Annotated in this window: 11 protein-coding genes and 1 pseudogene; 10 read left to right on the top strand and 2 right to left on the bottom strand. The window is 39.0% G+C overall.

Annotated features, from left to right (window positions below; all coding sequences use genetic code 11):
- Nucleotides 1–125: 125 nt before the first annotated feature.
- From V7127_RS01985 to V7127_RS01940, 10 genes and pseudogenes are all read left to right on the top strand, one after another.
- A complete protein-coding gene (locus V7127_RS01985) occupies nt 126–1,991 on the top strand; it encodes a bifunctional metallophosphatase/5'-nucleotidase (RefSeq protein WP_335353268.1) in 1,866 nt (621 codons plus the stop codon).
- A gap of 186 nt (nt 1,992–2,177) precedes the next feature.
- Complete coding sequence (locus tag V7127_RS01980) at nt 2,178–3,317, top strand: glucosaminidase domain-containing protein (protein WP_335353269.1); 1,140 nt, start codon at nt 2,178–2,180, stop codon at nt 3,315–3,317.
- Nucleotides 3,318–3,618: 301 nt separating this feature from the next.
- Nucleotides 3,619–4,281 carry a hypothetical protein gene (locus V7127_RS01975; RefSeq protein ID WP_335353270.1) on the top strand — a complete coding sequence of 221 codons (663 nt, stop codon included), beginning with the start codon at nt 3,619–3,621 and terminating at the stop codon, nt 4,279–4,281.
- 16 nt (nt 4,282–4,297) lie between these two features.
- Complete coding sequence (locus V7127_RS01970; protein ID WP_335353271.1) at nt 4,298–5,497, top strand: efflux RND transporter periplasmic adaptor subunit; 1,200 nt, start codon at nt 4,298–4,300, stop codon at nt 5,495–5,497.
- 100 nt (nt 5,498–5,597) lie between these two features.
- Nucleotides 5,598–9,059 carry a S8 family peptidase gene (locus V7127_RS01965; protein ID WP_335483124.1) on the top strand — a complete coding sequence of 1,154 codons (3,462 nt, stop codon included), beginning with the start codon at nt 5,598–5,600 and terminating at the stop codon, nt 9,057–9,059.
- 492 nt (nt 9,060–9,551) lie between these two features.
- Nucleotides 9,552–9,830, top strand: a pseudogene (locus V7127_RS01960) (bifunctional 2',3'-cyclic-nucleotide 2'-phosphodiesterase/3'-nucleotidase); the annotation flags it as partial.
- The gene (locus V7127_RS01955; RefSeq protein WP_335483126.1) at nt 9,810–10,406 is read left to right on the top strand and encodes an anthrax toxin lethal factor-related metalloendopeptidase; all 597 of its coding nucleotides are present in this window, start codon (nt 9,810–9,812) and stop codon (nt 10,404–10,406) included. The pseudogene V7127_RS01960 and the gene V7127_RS01955, both read left to right, overlap by 21 nt.
- Nucleotides 10,407–10,685: 279 nt before the next feature.
- Nucleotides 10,686–13,160 carry a phosphodiester glycosidase family protein gene (locus V7127_RS01950; protein WP_335353273.1) on the top strand — a complete coding sequence of 825 codons (2,475 nt, stop codon included), beginning with the start codon at nt 10,686–10,688 and terminating at the stop codon, nt 13,158–13,160.
- 293 nt (nt 13,161–13,453) lie between these two features.
- Entirely contained in the window at nt 13,454–13,861 is a 408-nt protein-coding gene (locus V7127_RS01945; protein WP_335344500.1) for a hypothetical protein, read from the top strand.
- A gap of 409 nt (nt 13,862–14,270) precedes the next feature.
- Nucleotides 14,271–15,002: a C40 family peptidase gene (locus V7127_RS01940; protein WP_335344501.1), complete on the top strand. Its 732-nt coding sequence runs from the start codon at nt 14,271–14,273 to the stop codon at nt 15,000–15,002.
- Nucleotides 15,003–15,175: 173 nt separating this feature from the next.
- On the opposite strand, the gene V7127_RS01935 is transcribed toward V7127_RS01940, so the two are convergent.
- Both V7127_RS01935 and secA2 read right to left on the bottom strand, forming a co-directional pair.
- On the bottom strand, nt 15,176–16,018 hold the full coding sequence (locus tag V7127_RS01935) for an accessory Sec system S-layer assembly protein (RefSeq protein ID WP_335353274.1): 843 nt from the start codon (nt 16,016–16,018) through the stop codon (nt 15,176–15,178).
- A gap of 85 nt (nt 16,019–16,103) precedes the next feature.
- The gene (gene secA2, locus V7127_RS01930; protein ID WP_335353275.1) at nt 16,104–18,458 is read right to left on the bottom strand and encodes an accessory Sec system translocase SecA2; all 2,355 of its coding nucleotides are present in this window, start codon (nt 18,456–18,458) and stop codon (nt 16,104–16,106) included.
- Between the last annotated feature and the right edge of the window lie 205 nt (nt 18,459–18,663).

Genomic DNA, 18,663 nt, shown 5'->3' with positions numbered 1-18,663 from the left:
TAATCAAACGTTTAATTAGACAGATTTATAGGCAGAAAATACTAATTTTACAAATGGTTTACCATAAATTAATAATAATCATATATAATACTATGGAAGTAGTAAAAACTAATAGGAGGTAAGCCATGCAAAGGTTGAAAAAGGGTTTTGCTGTATTAGTTTCATCGTTAGTAGTTTGGTCCGGGTTTGGAGGACAGTTTCTCGTTAACGCGGAAGGAACTGCGAGTGCGGACACAAAGAAAATTACGATTTTGCATACGAATGATTCACATGGCCGCGTAGTGGAAAGCAGCAGTGATGGAATGGGGTTTGCAAAGATTTCAACGTTGGTTAAGCAATTCGAAAGTGAAAATCCGAATACGCTTTTATTAGATGCGGGAGATACCTTACACGGAACAACTTTTGCCACACTTAGTAAAGGGGAAAGCGTTGCGGAAGTGATGAACAAAGTTGGCTATGATGGCATGGCTGCAGGTAACCATGATTTTAACTATGGGTATGAGAGACTGCTAGAATTAGAAAAGAAAGTAGTTTTCCCAGTTTTAAGTGCGAACGTTCGTAAAGCGGATGGCTCATTGCTATTAAAGCCTTATGTTATTAAAGAAGTGGATGGCATAAAGCTAGGGATTTTTGGCTTATCCACTCCAGAAACACATTATAAAACTCACCCTAAGAATGTTGAGGGTTTAACTTTTACTGATCCGGTTGTTGAAGCTCAGGCAATGGTAAAAGAATTAAAAGGTCTAAATGTTGATATGATCGTTGCTGTGACACACTTAGGGATTGATGAGTCCAGTACTGATACATCTATTAAAGTAGCAAAAGGTGCACCTGGAATCGACTTGATTGTAGATGGTCACAGCCACTCTACTCTTGTAGAGGGATTGCAAGGTGAAAATGATACGTTAATTGTAAGCTCAGGTGAATATACGAAAAATCTTGGTGTTGTTGAGTTAACATTTGAAGGCAAGAAATTAACTGGCAAAAAAGCAAAATTAATCAAAAAAGAAGAAACAGCTGATGTAAAACCAGATCCAGAAGTGGAGAAGGTAATTAAAGATATTCAAGCAGCCCAAGAAGAAATTTTATCAGAAGTAATCGGAAAGACAGCAGTGAAGCTTGACGGCGAACGTGAACAAGTACGTACAGGCGGAACGAACCTCGGTAACCTGATTACAGATGCGATGGTCGATATGACCGGTGCAGAGGTAGCAATTATGAACGGCGGCGGTATCCGTGCATCCATCGATGAAGGAGATATTACGAAAGGTGAAGTCGTGACAGTATTGCCGTTCGGAAACTACATCGTTACGAAGAAGTTAACAGGAGCGCAACTTAAATCCAGTCTTGAAAATGCAGTCAATTCATATCCTGAATCCAAAGGTGCCTTCCCGCATATTAGCGGTCTGACATTTGCCATTGATACAGCACAAAAAGTGGGCGAGCGTATTCATTCTATGAAAATTAACGGGCAGCCTGTCGATATGAATAAACAATATGTTGTTGCAACAAATGATTTCATGGCTGCAGGCGGTGATGAGTATACTTCCTTTAAAGACAGCCCAATCGAAAATGAGTTCCCTGCTCTTGATGAAGCCCTAATTGCTTATATCCAAAAGCTTGGAACAGTTAACACGAAATATGAAGCCCGTATTGTGGCAAAGCCAGTTGAAAAAGAAGAACCAAAAGAAGAACCAAAAGAAGAAACAAAACCAGCTCCAAAAGTTTACTGGGATGGCCTATTAATGAAAAAAGGTCAAATTGGCCGTGTGATCATTGAAAAGCCTATCAATCTATGGAAGAAAGATGCAAACAACAAGCTTACTTTTGTTCGTGTCTTAAACCCAGGTGAAAAATATCGAGTATACAACTATGACAGCCAGAACTTCGGCCAGTACGGAGTTGGCGGCGGCCATTATGTAACGAAGATGGAAGGGTTTGTTAAATATGAAACACCTTCTAAGAAGAAATTGGCGGAATTGAATAAGTAAAGTTTAGTAAAAAGCGGAGGCTGTAGTTGGCTCTCTGCTTTTTACTTTTTTAAGGGTAAATGGAAAAACAAGATAAATGGTCTAAATTTACCCATTTTAATAAAACTCCAATTCCCTTTTACTGCTTCTGTCAAAAGTGTAAGATAGTAACTATGAACTGAAAAAAAGTTTTTAAGGGAGAAAGTGATGAAAAAAGTTTATGTTTTGCTGTTTGTTTTACTGTTAAGCTTCGTCTCATATGCTCCGGTACAAGCTTCTGAAGAAAAGGTATCTATTAGCGGCAGCTCCATTTTAACCGCGAAACAAATGGGTGATTTTGTCCTATTAAAGTATCCTGAACCTAAATTAACGACTGTTGATATTTATAGATTAGCAGATTTATATATATCTTTAGGTCGCCAAGAGGGGATTCGCGGGGATATTGCTTTTGCCCAAGCCATTCTGGAAACAGGCTATTTTCAATATGGGAAGGATGTTCTGCCTGAGCAGAATAACTACTCCGGGATTGGGGCCGTTGGGGGCGGTGCACAAGGGGCTCATTTCAACACGCCTGAGGAAGGGGTAAGAGCTCAGATTCAGCATTTGAAAGCCTATGCAAACAACGAACCTCTCGTTACAGAAAAAAACGATCCGCGCTTTGATTATGTAAAGAGGGGGATTGCTCCTTACTGGACAGATTTGAATAATCGCTGGGCCGTGCCGGGAGAATTTTACGGCGAGCGGATTCTTGCTATTTTTTCAGAGATGAAGAGTATTAACTTGGAAATTCCAAATGTAGGCAGTCAATGGACATCCAAGCTCCCAGCTGCTGCCGTTTATTTAAAAGCGGATATGCCGCTCATCAGTCCTGATGGAGCAGTAGCAAAAGTGCTGAAAAAAGGGTACTCGTATAAAGTATTTGGAACAATAGGAAACAACTATAATTTGGGCGGAAATTATTATATTCCCGCCAACAGCAGTAAAATGAGTGTATATATTGGAAGATTGCATATTAAAAATAAAGATATTAATCTATACCGCCCAGATGGGAAAGTTCATCGAAAGTTAATTCCAGGTGAGCTCATTAAAGTGTTTAGCTTTGATAACAATGCTTATTATGTTGGCGGAGGCTACTATATTCAAAGGAATGCAGGGGTTTCTTTTTATAAAGGAACGATTCAAATCACTGCGGATACCCCGCTCTACGCTTCTAATGGAAGTGTAGCGAGAACGCTTAAAAAGGGTCAAGTATTTAGAGTCTATGCGATCCAAGATAATAAGCTGGATCTAGGCGGCGGTTACTATTTAAACTATGATAAGCAAAAACAGTCTTATACGAATCATTAATTTATTGGAGACCACTGGGCTTTTGCCAGTGGTTTATTTTTTGTTAAAAAATGGATTGGCTGACAACCTGCTCGATTTGGCTATAAACCTCACAAATAGGCCGACAACCCTCCCCGATTTGCTGCCAAATTAATATAATCGGACACATTCCCCCAATTAAACTAAATAAATCCTACAAAATATACCAGAAGTAATAGTCCTGTGATTATTTACCCAATTATTTCAAACTATGGGGTTATTAGGGGAATTATTTCTGCTAGTAAGCTAGAATGATAGGTAGATAAAATTTGGAGGTACGCCCATGGTTTATTACGTGCACCTATTGAAGGGACTTCTGGCCCCGAACACATTCTCCTATCAAATCATGAGGGCAGAGACGATAAGAGGGTTGTGGAAAAAGGCTATTTGGCTAACCGTGATAAGTATGATTCTGTTTACGCTTAGCGGTTATTTCGGTATCGGTATGGATTTCCTGACAAAAGAAATAACAGATTTAAGCAGGAAAGAATTTGAAATGGAGAAACTTTTTGCCATAGTTGGACGTCTAATATGGGGAATGATCTTTTCATTGCTAGTCCTTTTTGGATTTTCTGTGATTCTTTGGGCCATTCTCGATATGTCTTATAAGAAAATAGTCGTTGTTCAGCAATTTGTACTTTGTATTCTTTTATTGGAAAAAGCCATATTACTGCCATTCAATATTTGGCTTGGGATTGGTCCGGAGGCCTCTCCGTTTTCCCTTGGCGTCATAGCTGCCTACTTAACATCCAGCAGTATTTTAGTATATTTTTTCTCCCATATATCGCTTTTTACTGTTTGGGTGATTTTTTTCCAATATAAGGCGTTAAAAGGTTTGGGTGAAAGAAGCCCGAAGACAGTCCTGCTCACGATCATTCTCGCTCATCTTTTCATTTGGGTTGTGTCTGCCTTGTTATCCTATCTTGAGATTGAGAAACTCATTTAAGGCGGGGGTGATACGGATGAAGAAACGGATCAAAATGATTTTAGCAGCGGGTGTTTTCCTATTAGTAGCGGGTAATTTGTTTTTAATAGTAAAAGATCATTCAAAAATTGAACGCTCTGCCTTTATTAAAAGCTATTCAATGGCAGTTGAAAAAGACATCAAGGAAACTCTACATAAAAAAGGGATTGTGGCCCCTCTGGAAGACTATCATTATTATTATGATCAAAAAATGGGAGTATTTAAGCAGTTTTTTGTAAAGAAAGGAGAAACAGTTGAAGTTGGCACCCCGCTATACGAGTATATTTCTGCTGACTTAGAAGCGGATATGGCGAGGATTGAAGCGGAGAAAACCAAAATTGAAAATCAAATCGAAGTAGTAGAAAGACATATAACTGAGCTCCGCTATTACAAGGATTCCTTACATTTTGATGAGGAAGAAAAGGCTGTTGGGCTTTCCATTTTACATAGTGTCGAGCAGGATATTTATGAAAAAGAATTGCAGGCTGACCTGTTAAGACAGACAGCTGATAAGCATGAGCAGGAGCTGCAGGATATACAAGCGAATGAAGGGGAAATGACAGTTGTCAGTGATTTTGAAGGAATCATTAAAGAAATCAATATCGGACTGCATAACCCGCTGATCACGATTAGTTCTGCTATCCCAACGATTGAAGGGCTATTAAATGAGGAAGAAAGGGTTAAGGTTGAAACGGGGATTCCGGCGGTCATTTCTTCTAAACATATAAATGGTAAAGGAATGCTAACGAAAGCTGACAAATTACCAGATCACGTCCAATCAGAAAAGGAAAGTCTATACCCATTTTCAATTCAGATGGATGATGAGGTCCCTGACCTGCTTCAAGGATCCCATGTCGAGGTCACATTAATTACAAAAGAAGTAAATGGGGCAATCATGGTTCCGAAGCAAAGTATCATCAAACAGAAGAAGAAGTCCTTTGTCTGGGTTATTACATCAGGCGGAATCCTGGAAAAACGAGAAATCAAGACTGGAATCGCGTCAGGCAATAAACTACAGATCGAATCAGGGGTTGAAAAGGGAGAGCTCATCGTAAACAATCCTGCTTCAATACAACAAGGTGAAGGCCCCAAAATCATGACACCTCTGAATCTATCAAACATAGAGCGGTCTGAAATTGAGCAAATGAGAAAAAAGCATATTTTTAAACATATAGTAAAAGGGATTTTAATAAGATAGAGGTAGTTGTCGAATTTCATAAAAAGTTTGGTCATGGTAATTGTTGCTATTTTTTTACAGATATATGTACTATAGGGTTATAAAAGAGAAGGGGGATCATATGAAGAAATGGGTTAAGAATGCTTTTACAATTACTGTAGGGCTTGGTTTGTTTTCTAGTAATCTAGGACCTTCCACGATAGCATCGGCGGAGTCACCTAAACAATTACAGAATGTTTCGGCTGTTCAAGTGAGCAATCCTCAGCTGCAAAGCAAGCTCGACCAGTATAAAGAAAAGGCTTTGAGTGAAGATACATTCATTATTAAATATACGAAGCCTTTGTCTCCTGCAGAGCATAGAATGGCAGGCGGAACACTTGTTACAAATATACCAGCCTTAAATTATGCCGTAGTAAAGGTAAAGAATAAAAAAGATTTGCAAAAGGTCATGCAAAAGTATAAAGGCCTAAGCCATGTGAATTCAGTCAATCCAAGTGCGATGTACAAGCCATTAAGTGTGCCCGATCCGAAGGTGAACGAGCAATATCACATAAACTTGCTTAACTTAAATCAAGCCCATAAGCTGGCTGGCAAGAATACAGTAACGGTTGCTGTCATTGACCAAGGGGTTGATACGCAACATCCGGAATTAAAGGGGAAACTTCTCCCAAGTTATAATGCAGTAAACCCAATGAATCAAGGCACACCTGATTATCATGGGACACATGTGACTGGGATTATTGCAGGTAATAAAAATAATGGAATTGGCGGCTTTGGTGTGAATCCAAATGTGAAGATTCTTCCTATTGACGTTTTTGATCGCAGCTGGGGCGCTTATGACTATTCGATTGCCCAAGGGATTTTGCATGCGGTAGAAAAGAACGTGAAAGTAATTAACATGAGCATAGGCGGACCAATGAAATCGCCATTAATTGAAGAAGCCGTCAAAAAAGCATTAGAGAAAAATATCACGATTGTCGCTGCTGCCGGCAATACAGGGGATACAATGGTTAGTTATCCTGCAGCATACGAGGGAGTTATTAGTGTCGGTTCCGTTGATAAATCTAAAAAACTCTCAAATTTTTCGAGTTATGGCCCGTCCGTAGATATTGTCGCACCTGGTGATGAAGTATACGCTCCAATCTATGAACCTGAGAAATTATCAAGCTTCCGTGAAATGAGCGGTACATCGATGGCCTCTCCGATGGTGGCAGGAGTAGCTTCACTGCTTTTATCAAAGCATCCAAACTTAACACCATCACAGGTTGAATATATTTTAGAGCATACAGCACAAGACCTTGGTGACCCTGGGTTTGATATTAAATACGGAAATGGACTTGTCAATCCAGTCGCTGCGCTTAACTTTGATATTAAGAAGCTTCCTTCCTTTACGAGCAAGCCTTGGACTGATAAGGAAATTGAAGAAAATGCAGCCCCTGTAGATTTAGCAAAAACGAGCGAAGTCAAGGGAGCCATTACGAAGCCATTCGAAGAGAAGTGGTATTCGGCTGAAGTGAAAAAAGGAGAGTATATCCAATTTGCTCTAGAAGGGTCTAAACAATTTGATTACAAATTAATGCTTAACCTTCAATCACAAGAGGGCAAAGATAAGCTCGATGTGAACAATGTGATGGACGGAAAGACAGAAGGGAAATTGTATAAAGTTCCTTATACTGGAACCCTTTCATTTGGTGTGAAAGATGTGAATGGAAGCTATGATGATTCAAATAAGCAGCAATCCAAATACACACTTTCCGTTAAAAAGCACCCAGTTCTTCCAGCGGATGAATCTACTTTCGATGAACCAATAAAAATCGAGCTTCCATACGATACATCAAAAGAAAAGTATACTTTAATTGGTGAAGAAGGGGACAATGATTATTTTAATTTTACTGTTGAGGAAGAGCAGGTTATTAAAATTGACCTGTCAGGAATACCTGGAGTTGATACAAGTTTAAGTGTTTACGAGATTTTCAAGATGCCTCCGCCTGAAGAAGGAGGAATGGAAATCGAATTCGAACTTCCTGCTTTGAAGGAAGACGAGCGTGATCCGAACTTCTATGCCAATAATAAAGGGAAGAGCGAAGGCGAATCCTTATCGTTTTTGGCACAGCCAGGAATGGACTATTCAATCAAAGTCTCAAATAAAGAAAGCAATTACTTTGGGATTTTCGACTTTTTCTTTAACTGGGGAATGATTGAAGAAAAGCAAACCCCTGAATCATCAGCTATTCCGTACGAGCTGAAGGTACAAGGAAAAGTTCTTCCGCCAGACGAAGATTCATTGCCAATGATGCATATCATGGACGAAGACAGCTCAATTGAGAAACAGAGAGAGCTTCTATTAATGGAACAGCCCGCAGAAGAATTTGACTATGTTCAGATGATTAAGGATGGTGCGCAGCCTTATAATATCAACGATGAAGCGACAGGTTATTTGCAAACATTGGAGGATGAGGACTGGTTCAGCGTCACACCAGAGGAAAACGGCATTTACGAATTCTCTTTAGAAGAGAATAATGCAACTGTACCGATGTTTGGAATCTACCAAGTAAGAACAGAGAAAGATCGTGATGGAAAAGAGTTCTCCTATATGGAGCAGATTACATCAAATGAATATTCCTTCTGGATGAATGGCCGCTTGGAAAGCCGTTTATTCACTGGATTCAAAAAGAATGAAACCTACTATATTAAAGCAAATACAAACTATTATAATGGGGCCATTTCTTTTGATCCATATAAGTTTACGTCTAAGCTAACTGTGAAAAATCCTCAGGATAAATATGAGGATAATGACAAAATGGAAGAGGTAAAGAACCTCCCGGCAAATGTGATTGAAGGAAACTTCTCCATGCCATATGACCAGGATAATTTCTATTTTGAAAGCAAGCATGACGAAATTTATGGCATGACATTGGAAAGAAAGCAAGTTAGCGATCAGTTCAAGGCTCAATATCCGAAAGAGCTGCTCAGTCCTTTCTATGGAATGTTTGTAGTTTACGAGGATACGAACAAAAACCGTAAGCTTGATGATGAAGAAATGAGAACTGCCCAGTACTTAGATAGAGGAGCCATGTCCGGTAAGACCTTTGGTTCTTTCAAAACAGAAAAAGGCAAAAATTATATTTTCTCAGTATCTGCCTATTTCGAATGGCCAAATACCTTCTCGCTTCTCCCGTACGTGTTATCGATCAATCCTGTAAACAAAAATGACGAGGACAAAGGCTCTGTTGTTAAAAACAATATTCCATCTAAGCCGATTGCCCTAAAAACCGTTTCAGCCAAGCATCAGCAAGCGGTTGGTCATTTGAACGCAGGTATCCCTTACGGAGATGAAGACTGGTATGTATTAAAGCTAGATAAAGCGACTAAAGGTAAAATTGAGCTTCAATCCGGCATAGAGATTGATGGCGTCATCTCTCTATATAAAGATGGCAAGCTCGTTGCCACAGCCGATTACTACCCAGAAGGAGATAACGAAGTTCTTAACTTTAACTTAACAAAAGGCACCTATCACATTAAGGTTCGTGACGTGAACGGCAATGCTACGTTAACTCCATATACTTTGAATGTTTATAAATAAGTAATCAGGGCCAGCTCATTTTGAATAGTGGGCTGGCTTTAATTTTTGTAGGGGCTGCTGGATAGATAGATGTGGGTTGGCTGAAAGTTTAGTGGAGATGGTCGTGAAATTGTGAATTGGCTGAGAACCTACTAGAATTGGCTGACAACCAGCATAATTAGCTGACAAATCACTAGAAATGGTCGATAAATTGCAAGAATTCGCTTATAAACTAGCTTGGATTTGTCTAACATCGTGTATATTTCACGACTAACCAAGAAGATTGACAGAAAAAGTCCTAAATTTCACAAAAAATTAAAGAGATTAAACCAACAACAGCAAATTAGCTCGCAAGTCACTGCAATTGGCATAAAATTCACAAGGTTTTACTAACAAATCCAAAAGGGCTATGATGCCGTCTTCATTTGAGCTAAAATAAGGCTAGTAGGGGGGATGTTTGTGAGAAGGCTTTTATTTGTTTTTGCCGCAATGATTCTATTTATTTCGATAAGCCCTGAGAAATCACAGGCTGCAACCGTATACTGGGATGGGGTGGAGTTAAAAAAAGGGCAAATTGGCCGTGTTACTGTAGTGAAGCCCATTAATCTATGGAAAAGAACGGAGAACGGCTTGCAATTTGAAAGAATTCTTCAGCAAGGGGAAGTCTACCGGGTTTATCGAATGGATGACCTTTATAGCGGCCAGTATGGAGTAGGCGGAGATTACTATATTACTAAAGTGTCTGATCATGTGATCTATGAAACCCCCTCAATATCAAAAAGAAAATTACTGGAATGCAATCAACAATGCTTAGTCGAAACGCTAATTGTTTTACCGCAGGATTCTTATGACTCAACTGCTGTTAATCAAATAAAAGGACGCCTGCAAGCTCTGCCTGAGTCTGTTTTAGTCCAGCTGCTTCAGCAAAATATTCGGATTCTGCTTGTGAATGGGCCCATAACAGAAACAAAAGAATATGCTTACTTAAAGGGAGTCATTCCACGAGGTTGGGAGAATTTGAATAAGACTTGGGATGATGTTCCTGGCATTGGAGGAAATAAAACGGTTGTCGTTAGAGTTGGATATAGTGAAAAAGGGAATGGACATGGCTCTGTTAATCTTGAGTTACATGAACTAGCCCACACCATAGATAATATACTAAAAAATCATTTATCCTCTTCAGCCGAATTCAGTGCCATTTGGAATTTAGAAAAGAAAAGGCTATTCCCAAATGAAGAATATTTCACTCTATATCCAGAAGAGTATTTCGCAGAATGCTTTGCCATGTATTATCGTGACAAAGATGAAAGAAAAAGACTGCAGACTCTTGCACCGAAAACCTATAAACTTATAGAAAATATTAAATAGTATGCTCCCCTCGACTGATCGAGGGGTTTTTATTTTACCAAAAGCTATATTTTATTGATTAAAGCCTAATGTATACCTGCTCTCCATGTTATTCGTCCCGAATAAAACCCGTTCGCATGCATACATTAGCCGGTTTGAACGCCAACAATTAAGATCTTAAGCCAAAATTAGCAAAAACCAACAATATCATAGTCCAATAGTCGTTTTATGTAGTTAATTGTCCATTTTTTTGGGAAAATGTCATATAATAATAGAATAGTATAATGAAGGAGAGGAAAAATGGGGAAAAAGTGGATTATTAACTTAGCAGTTGTGGCAGCATTGATTTTTGGACTTCAATCTCCGGCTCAGGCAAGCGAACCTAAGGTATATTGGGACGGCCTGCTAATGGTTAAAGGGCAAGTAGGTAAAATTAAAGTTCTTAAGCCTATTAACCTATGGAAACGAGATGGAAATAAACTGGTTTTTACTCGTATATTAAAGCCTGGCGAGCAATATCGGGTCTATCGCTATGACAATCTTCATGGGGGTCAGTATGGACTTGGCGGAGGCTATTATATTACGAAAATAGCAGGCTATGTGGATTATCGTACACCATCTAAGAAAAAGCTTGCTGAGCTTGAAGCAGCTTATGGCGGAACTACTCCAACTAAGCCTATCGGAAAGCTTTCGATCGGAGCCGTAACCGAGCAGAAATCGAAGAAAATTGCTCCTGGGGTAACGGAAACACAGCTTTCAGTCGATAGTAACCGTGGGAAACAGAAGATTTTTACCGTTGAATATGATGGGAAAACAGAAAAGATAAGCTTGGAAACAGCATTAGCCAATGGGCAATTATTTGGGTTTGAAACCGTTGCGAGTCAAGCAAACAAGGCACAATCGGAAGGTAAGCATGTTGTTGCGGGCATCAACGGAGATTATTTTGATAAAAATGGCCACCCGATTGACTTGATGATTCAAAAAGGAAATATCGTTTCAACAAGTCAAACACCTATTAATCAGCTAGCTGTTTTTGGGTTAACGAGTGCCGGGAAACCGATCATTGGGAGTCCGGAACTTTCACTTTCGGTCCAAATAAATGGACAAGAGCCATATAAAATTAATTCAGTGAACCGTACAAGATCAGCGAGTCATCTTGTACTCTACACACCTTCTTTTGCTAGCTCGACAAGAACGAATGAACTTGGCACAGAGGTTGTTGTGAAAATTGATGCTGGTCAGTTGAATGGGCATAGTGTTTTAACAGGTACGGTGTCAAAGGTTGTAAGTAAAGTTGGAAATGAATCCTTAAATGATGGCGAATTTGTTTTATCAGGACATCATTTTGCCAGCGACTTTTTACAAACTGTCAATGAAGGAGACAAGGTCGAGGTTACGGCTCAGTTTTCTCCAAGTGAATGGAATGATGTAACAGAGGCAATTAGCGGACGTTACCATCTTGTGAAAAATGGTGCTATTGTTCCCCAAGATGTTCCAGGTGTTCACCCTAGATCAGCCATTGGAATTAAAGCAGATGGCGGAATCGTTACAGCTGTTGTTGATGGACGCAGTACGCAAAGTACAGGTCTGACTTTACAGGAAATGGCGTCAGTTATGAAGGATCTTGGCGCTATTCATGCATTTACTTTTGATGGGGGCGGCTCATCCACCCTAGTAACAAGGGACCATGGGGATGATAAAGTCTCTGTTGTCAACAAGCCTTCGGATGGACCACCACGTTCGGTTTCAAATGCATTACTTTTTATTAGCCAATGGTTAAAAGGACCGCTTCATCAGCTTGTCGTTAACCCGGCTGACGTTACACTCTTTGCAGGGGCTACATATAAGGACTTAGGCATTACCGTAAAAGGAATAGATCAGTTCTATAATGCGGTACCGGTCACACAGCCAATCGCTTTTTCATCACCAGCATTAAAGAAACATGCAGATGGAAGCTATACAGTAGGAACATCTCTGACTCAAAGTGAAATTGCTGTTTCAGCTGGCAATATCAGCAGCAAGGTTAAGCTTAATATAATCAATACACTGGAAAGTATACATGTTGATGAGAAGGATATAATCGTTGAGAAAAATAACGTTTATACGATCCAGCCAAAAGGAATTTATAAAGGAAAAACGGTCATTACTGATCCAAATTTATTTAAATGGAGTGTCACACCAAATATTGGCACCATTAATAATAAAGGTGAATTTAAAGCTGGCGCTACGGAAGGAACAGGCACCATTACGATCAGTCACGGAGCTGTTTCTGTAAAAGTGAATGTTACTGTAGGAACACCTGAACCGATTCTGCTTGAAGGATTCGAGGGTGGCATCGCTAATTACAAAGCCTCAGGTGCCAGATACAACAATGTGAAAATTGAAAATGAAACTTCTATTGTCAAAACTGGGAAAAATTCAATCAAGCTAAGCTATGATTTTTCAGGAACAACAGGTACCTCTGGTGCTTATGTTGATGCAGTCAAACCACTTGCCATTAAAGGTGCCCCTAAGAAAATAGGTATGTGGGTGTACGGAGATGGCCAAGGACATTGGTTAAGAATGCAGCTGAAAGATGCGGATAATAAAGAAATCCAACTTGATTTTACGAAGAATTTAGATTGGACAGGCTGGAAGTATGTGGAGGCAGTTGTTCCGCAAGTGATCAAAACGCCACTAATCATTGACGTACCAGTCCGTTATATGGAAGTAGATGACGCTAATAAAAATAGTGGAATCATCTATATTGATCAGATTCAAGCTGTTTACAAGTAATCATTTTTAAAGGGGCAAATTTTCTCAATGCAGAACATGCTGGCTGTTCAATGTTTTTGCAGAGAAAAGCCCCTTTTATTTAATAAAAAAACAATAGTAATTTAAGCGGTTTAATGGGGAAGCATACAAGATATAAATGTATGGGGAGTTATAAAATTCTGACTGTGCTAAAAATTGTTATAGACATCTGTTTGATTTGTCATTTATGATATGATACGCTAGTACATGCAATCTTAATTTTGTTCCTAGTTTTAGGAAAATCCTTAAAGACCCTTTTCGTTGGAGGGAAAAGAATGTCATTTAGTTCTGAATACGATCAAATTAAAAAACAGTTTGAAAAGGATCCTCCGAAAATTATTGGGGGATATAAGCGACAAGGCTGGGCTCAGAAAACTTTAGATAAAACAGCAAATGATGATATTGAGCAAGAGCCGAAAGGGTTTGTAACGGCAAAGGCAATTCTCGAAGCTAATGATGGCAGCTATTATCCAGCTTTTTTACTGATTGACACGAAGAAAAGTGGAAAAATCAAGGACGCTTTCTTTCTTTCTGAAGTAGAGGATCAATTTCATCTCATTCCTTTAGAGCTCGCTCTAGAGTTTATTAATAAAGATGCAAGCGATTTAATGCCTTTCCGATATAAAACACTTGTAAAAATTAAAGGAGACCAATTTCAAAAAAATTGGCCGGATTTTTCCTAAACCTTCTTGGTATCAAGAAGGTTTTCCTGTTTTTGTCGGGGTTTAAGGGTAGGATATTTAAACACTTTCCAACAGCCCGCTTATCCTGTCGAATAAACATGATTACCCCCGACTATATCCCCATCTCAACCCGTGCAGTCTCATAACAATTTCCAACTGATCCTCGCACATTTAATCTCTTAAGCTTGTCTCTTCAACACTTTTACCCTGTCAAGCAATATTCATGAAAAAAATTGTCAATTATATTACCTACTTCTCTTATCCTAGTAAAATAGTCTTTTTTGTAACATGATTGTAATATAACGACTATTATTTAATAGAATTGAAACGTAAAAATGACAGAAAATAATGTAAAATCATATTAGTAAACGATAAGATATGACAATTTTCTTGAATTCAGGGGGCCAACATGAAAAAATTAGCGAAAGTCATCATCACAGCCTCATTGCTATTTCCTACCTTTTTCGGGGTTAGTCAAGCAAGTGCAGCAGAACAAAATACAAATACTAATATAATTGAATATAGTAAAAAATTCATAGGAATACCTTATGTTTATGGCGGAGATTCTACAAGCGGTTTTGATTGCTCAGGATTTTTATCCTATGTGTACAGCCACTTTGGTGTAGATCTGCCAAGAATCTCAACTGATCAATATCATGCAGGTACTGCTGTGGATAAAGAAGACCTCGTTCCTGGGGATGCTGTTTTCTTTATAACAGTTGGATCTCGTGTCTCACATTCAGGCATCTATATTGGTGATAACCAGTTTATTCATGCAGATTCAACAAATGGTATCAAAATTAGTAATTTAAATACAGAAAAGTATTGGAAGAATCGTTACGCAGGTGCTAAAAGATTCGTAGACCTTGAGTCTCCGCCAGCTCCACCGGCAGATGGAAAGTTCATGGGTCTTGATCTAAAGGAAAACCAAATCGGTGTCGTTGAAATTAAGAAGCCGATTAATCTTTGGAAGCGCGATAAGAATAATGAACTGGAAATGGTTCGCGTGCTTCAGCCAGGGGATAAGTTCCGCGTCTATACATATGATTCAAACCACGGCGGGCAGTACGGCCTAGGTGGAACCTTTATTACAGATATGAAAACACATATTGAATACCACGCACTAGATGCTAGTAAATAATAATGAGAGGTCTGAAGCTATGCTGCTTCAGACCTCTTTTTAACGTTAGTGATTATGTGTACGGTTTTCGGTAAGAAAACTTGCGCGCATATGACGGTTTTTAGAGTTAACAGATCGAAAGAAAAAAGCGCCACTGACATGGCGCTTTAAAAATAGGCGGATATTATCATCCTTTATGATTGCTTCACATCCACTTTTGCTGATTGTGGAACATACGCTTTCCATTTAGACAAATCCAAGTTCTCCTTTGTGATAGAGGACTCTGGGAAAACAAATGTCCATGGCTTGCATGTTTGACTCTTAACTTCTAAATTATCTAGCTGGAAGCCTGCTTGCGCTACCACTTCCTGAGACGCATCCTCAAATGCAAGAGGGATGTTTTCAATGAAAATACTGCGGTTGCTGGCATTGCGAATAAGTAATGTAACGGCCAGCCCTTTTCCTTCAACCATATTAGCCTCTAGCCCCATGAAATTAACTTCTCCATCCCGAAGCGGCGGAAGGTTTTTATTAATCTCTTCAAGCTTTGATTTTTGCTCATCGCTTAATGTTTCTTTCCAGCTATCCTCTAAATCAAGAGCGAGCTCGTTTACTTGCTTTTTCTTTAATTCAAATACGAGCTTCCAGCCTTTTTTCGGAATTTCCTCTACTAATTTATTGTCATTCTCGAATAGGAATCTCCATGGTCTGCTTGTGTTTGGAGGGAGTTCCCCAAATAGGTCCATTTCAAAGCCTTTTCTCGCTAGTGGTTCATTATTTTCATTAACGAGTACGAGGTCAATCACTTCAAAAGAAATTGCTTGTGGCAGTGAGCTGCTTAAGAAAGCCGTTACCACAAAGCCATCATCATATTCATATAGATTGATTCCGCTTACTGATAGCTGGTTCGGCTGAAGGCGTGAAAGCTTTTGATGATTATATTGAAATACATATTTCTCTTGAACGGTTAAATCCCAATCAGGGTGGTAGGATAGCTTCGTTTTAATACCTTCTGCCGTTTTATTTTCTTTTCCCATTAAAAAGCCACCTTTAAAATAGTATTTTGTATAAAAATGAATGGTGCGGTGGCCCCAATGGAGGTCACCGCTAGTATGGCTGTATTTACTCAGCTAAAAAATGGTGAATATACAATTTTGCCTGCTTAGCAATTTGGGCATCCAATTCCGCTAAGAAGTACAAGAATTCATCGTACGCTTCACGAGCATATAATCGGTAAGGATCTTCCTGTCCATAGCCGCGAACGCCGATATCTTCTCTCATATGGAACAGCATTTCCATATGGACAATCCATGAGTGATCTAAAGTCTGCAAGTACATATTCTTGATTTGAACTTGGAAATCTTCGTTAGCCTCAAGCTTATCTAATAACTCTAGCTGATTTTTAATTAGCTCGTCTACTTTGCCTTGGATGACTTGCTTTTCGGCTCCTTTTAATTCGGAAGCTGGGAAAGGAGGAGTTCCGAAAACAAGTGTTAGCTCTTCATAAAGACTTTCAGTTGGCCAATCCTCCTCTATTACATGTTCTGGACAATATTTTTCAAGGAGTTTTTGTACATGATTATTTAGCGATTCCTTCAGCAGTTCATTAAAATTAGAAATCGTAAGTAAATCATTGCGCTTCTTATAAATGATTTTTCTTTGTTCGTCAACAATGTCATCGAGCTTCAATAAATGGTTTCTAGATGAGAAATGCGCACCTTCAACCGTTTCCTGCACCTTCTTAACGAATTTAACAGGGTTTGGTGACTGGACAAGACCAGTTTCATCGAACTTCATTTTTTTCTTCCATCTGTCCATTTCCTCTTTATCATAGCTATGGAAAATATCATCTTCTATAGAAATAATAAATTGAGTGGAGCCGGGATCACCTTGACGGCCTGCACGTCCTCTTAGCTGCATATCAATCCGTGCACTTTCATGAAGTTCAGTTCCGATAATTTGAAGACCGCCTAATTCCCGTACCCCTTCTCCAAGAAGAATATCGGTTCCGCGTCCAGCCATATTCGTGGAAAGCATCACTTTATTTTTTTGCCCAGCTTGAGAAATAATAAGGGCTTCGTCTTCTTCGGTTTTGGCATTCAAAATCTTATGCTTAATATCTGCTTTCTTTAAATAAGAAGATAAACGCTCAGATTGTTCAATCGATGATGTTCCAATTAAGACTGGGCGTCCCAGTTTATTATGCTTGCTAACTTCTTCAACAATCTTCTTCACTTTCGATTCGTAATCATTATAGACTAATGGTTCTTCATCTTGGCGAGCATTCGGTTTATTCGTTGGAATCGCGACAACCCTTAAATTATACGTTTCCCAGAACTCTTGCTTCGCAGGAATCGCACTGCCCGTCATGCCAGAGAGGGTCGTGTACATTCTAAAGTAATTTTGAACGGTAATCGAAGCTTGTGTTTGATTTTCTTCCTTAATCGTTACGCCTTCTTTTGCTTCAATTGCCTGATGAAGTCCATCGCTGAATGTACGGCCTTCCATAATTCTGCCTGTATATTGATCAACAAGCATCACTTCATCTTTTTTAACAATGTAGTCTACGTCCTTGCGCATGACCACATGGGCTCTTAATGACTGCATAATGTTATGAAGCAGTTCGCGGTGCTCAGCATCATAAAGGTTCTCTATTCCGAAAGCCTCCTCGAATACATTCGCTCCATTATCAGCCAATACGATTTGCTTCGTTTCAGGGTAAAATTCATAGTGATTGCTATCTTCAAAGTCTCTGACAATTTCAGAAGTAATTTGAAAGAGTTCGGTAGCAATATCAGATTTACTAGCAATAATTAATGGCGTTCTAGCCTCATCTATTAAAATACTATCGATTTCATCGACAATTGCATAATGTAATGGTCGCTGCACTTGATCTTCAAGACGTGTGACCATGTTGTCCCGTAAATAATCAAATCCGAACTCCGTGCCTGTTCCGTATGTAATGTCTGCATTATAGGCATCTTTCTTCTCGGATTCTGATATTTGGGAAATGTTTAAACCAACTGTTAGTCCAAGGAATTTAAAAACTTTTCCCATTTGCTCAAAGTCACGATTTGCTAAATATTCATTGGCGGTGATCACATGAACGCCTTTTCCTTCAAGTGCTTTTAAGTAACTTGGAAGTGTTGCGACAAGTGTTTTTCCTTCACCTGTTGCCATTTGAGCAATGCCGCCATCTAAGAGGACAAGTCCCCCGAGTAATTGCACATCATAATGACGAAGGTTGAGAACGCGTTTGGATGCTTCACGGACAATTGCAAAGGCTTCTTCTTTTAAATTGAATATCGAAACGCCTGACGCAATTTTCTCTTTAAAGTATTGCGTAGCTTCTTTAAGTTCTTCATCACTGAGTTTTGAGACATTCGCCTCTAATTCATTAATGTTTGCAACATGTTTATATAGACGTTTTAGTTCGGCAGAATCTTCATTAAATACTCGCTTCATTAAAGATAGCATGTTGTTCTCTCCTAAAACTTTTTTTCTAGCTAAATTATAACATATAATGTAGTATAATATAATTTGGTCGAAAAACGGCAGTTAAATTTTTACAGATTCTATTATTCTCTATTATTTGAAACCTTTTTCGAGAATAGTCGTCAATTTTAGAGGATAATGCCATTTTAGGGCGAAATGTTATAAAGACTTTTTTATGAATAAGGTG

Source organism: Bacillus sp. JJ1773 (genome assembly GCF_036962035.1).
Classification (GTDB): domain Bacteria; phylum Bacillota; class Bacilli; order Bacillales; family Cytobacillaceae; genus Cytobacillus.
Note: the sequence above shows the minus strand (reverse complement) of the source record. Positions and strands in the feature narration are given on the sequence as shown.

What these genes read in the sequence shown, in the direction of transcription:
- V7127_RS01975 (WP_335353270.1), top strand. Translation starts at nt 3,619, where the DNA reads ATGGTTTATTACGTGCACCTATTGAAGGGACTTCTGGCCCCGAACACA.
- V7127_RS01985 (WP_335353268.1), top strand. Translation starts at nt 126, where the DNA reads ATGCAAAGGTTGAAAAAGGGTTTTGCTGTATTAGTTTCATCGTTAGTA.
- V7127_RS01965 (WP_335483124.1), top strand. Translation starts at nt 5,598, where the DNA reads ATGAAGAAATGGGTTAAGAATGCTTTTACAATTACTGTAGGGCTTGGT.
- V7127_RS01980 (WP_335353269.1), top strand. Translation starts at nt 2,178, where the DNA reads ATGAAAAAAGTTTATGTTTTGCTGTTTGTTTTACTGTTAAGCTTCGTC.
- V7127_RS01940 (WP_335344501.1), top strand. Translation starts at nt 14,271, where the DNA reads ATGAAAAAATTAGCGAAAGTCATCATCACAGCCTCATTGCTATTTCCT.
- V7127_RS01970 (WP_335353271.1), top strand. Translation starts at nt 4,298, where the DNA reads ATGAAGAAACGGATCAAAATGATTTTAGCAGCGGGTGTTTTCCTATTA.
- V7127_RS01945 (WP_335344500.1), top strand. Translation starts at nt 13,454, where the DNA reads ATGTCATTTAGTTCTGAATACGATCAAATTAAAAAACAGTTTGAAAAG.
- V7127_RS01950 (WP_335353273.1), top strand. Translation starts at nt 10,686, where the DNA reads ATGGGGAAAAAGTGGATTATTAACTTAGCAGTTGTGGCAGCATTGATT.
- secA2 (WP_335353275.1), bottom strand. Translation starts at nt 18,458, where the DNA reads ATGCTATCTTTAATGAAGCGAGTATTTAATGAAGATTCTGCCGAACTA.
- V7127_RS01935 (WP_335353274.1), bottom strand. Translation starts at nt 16,018, where the DNA reads ATGGGAAAAGAAAATAAAACGGCAGAAGGTATTAAAACGAAGCTATCC.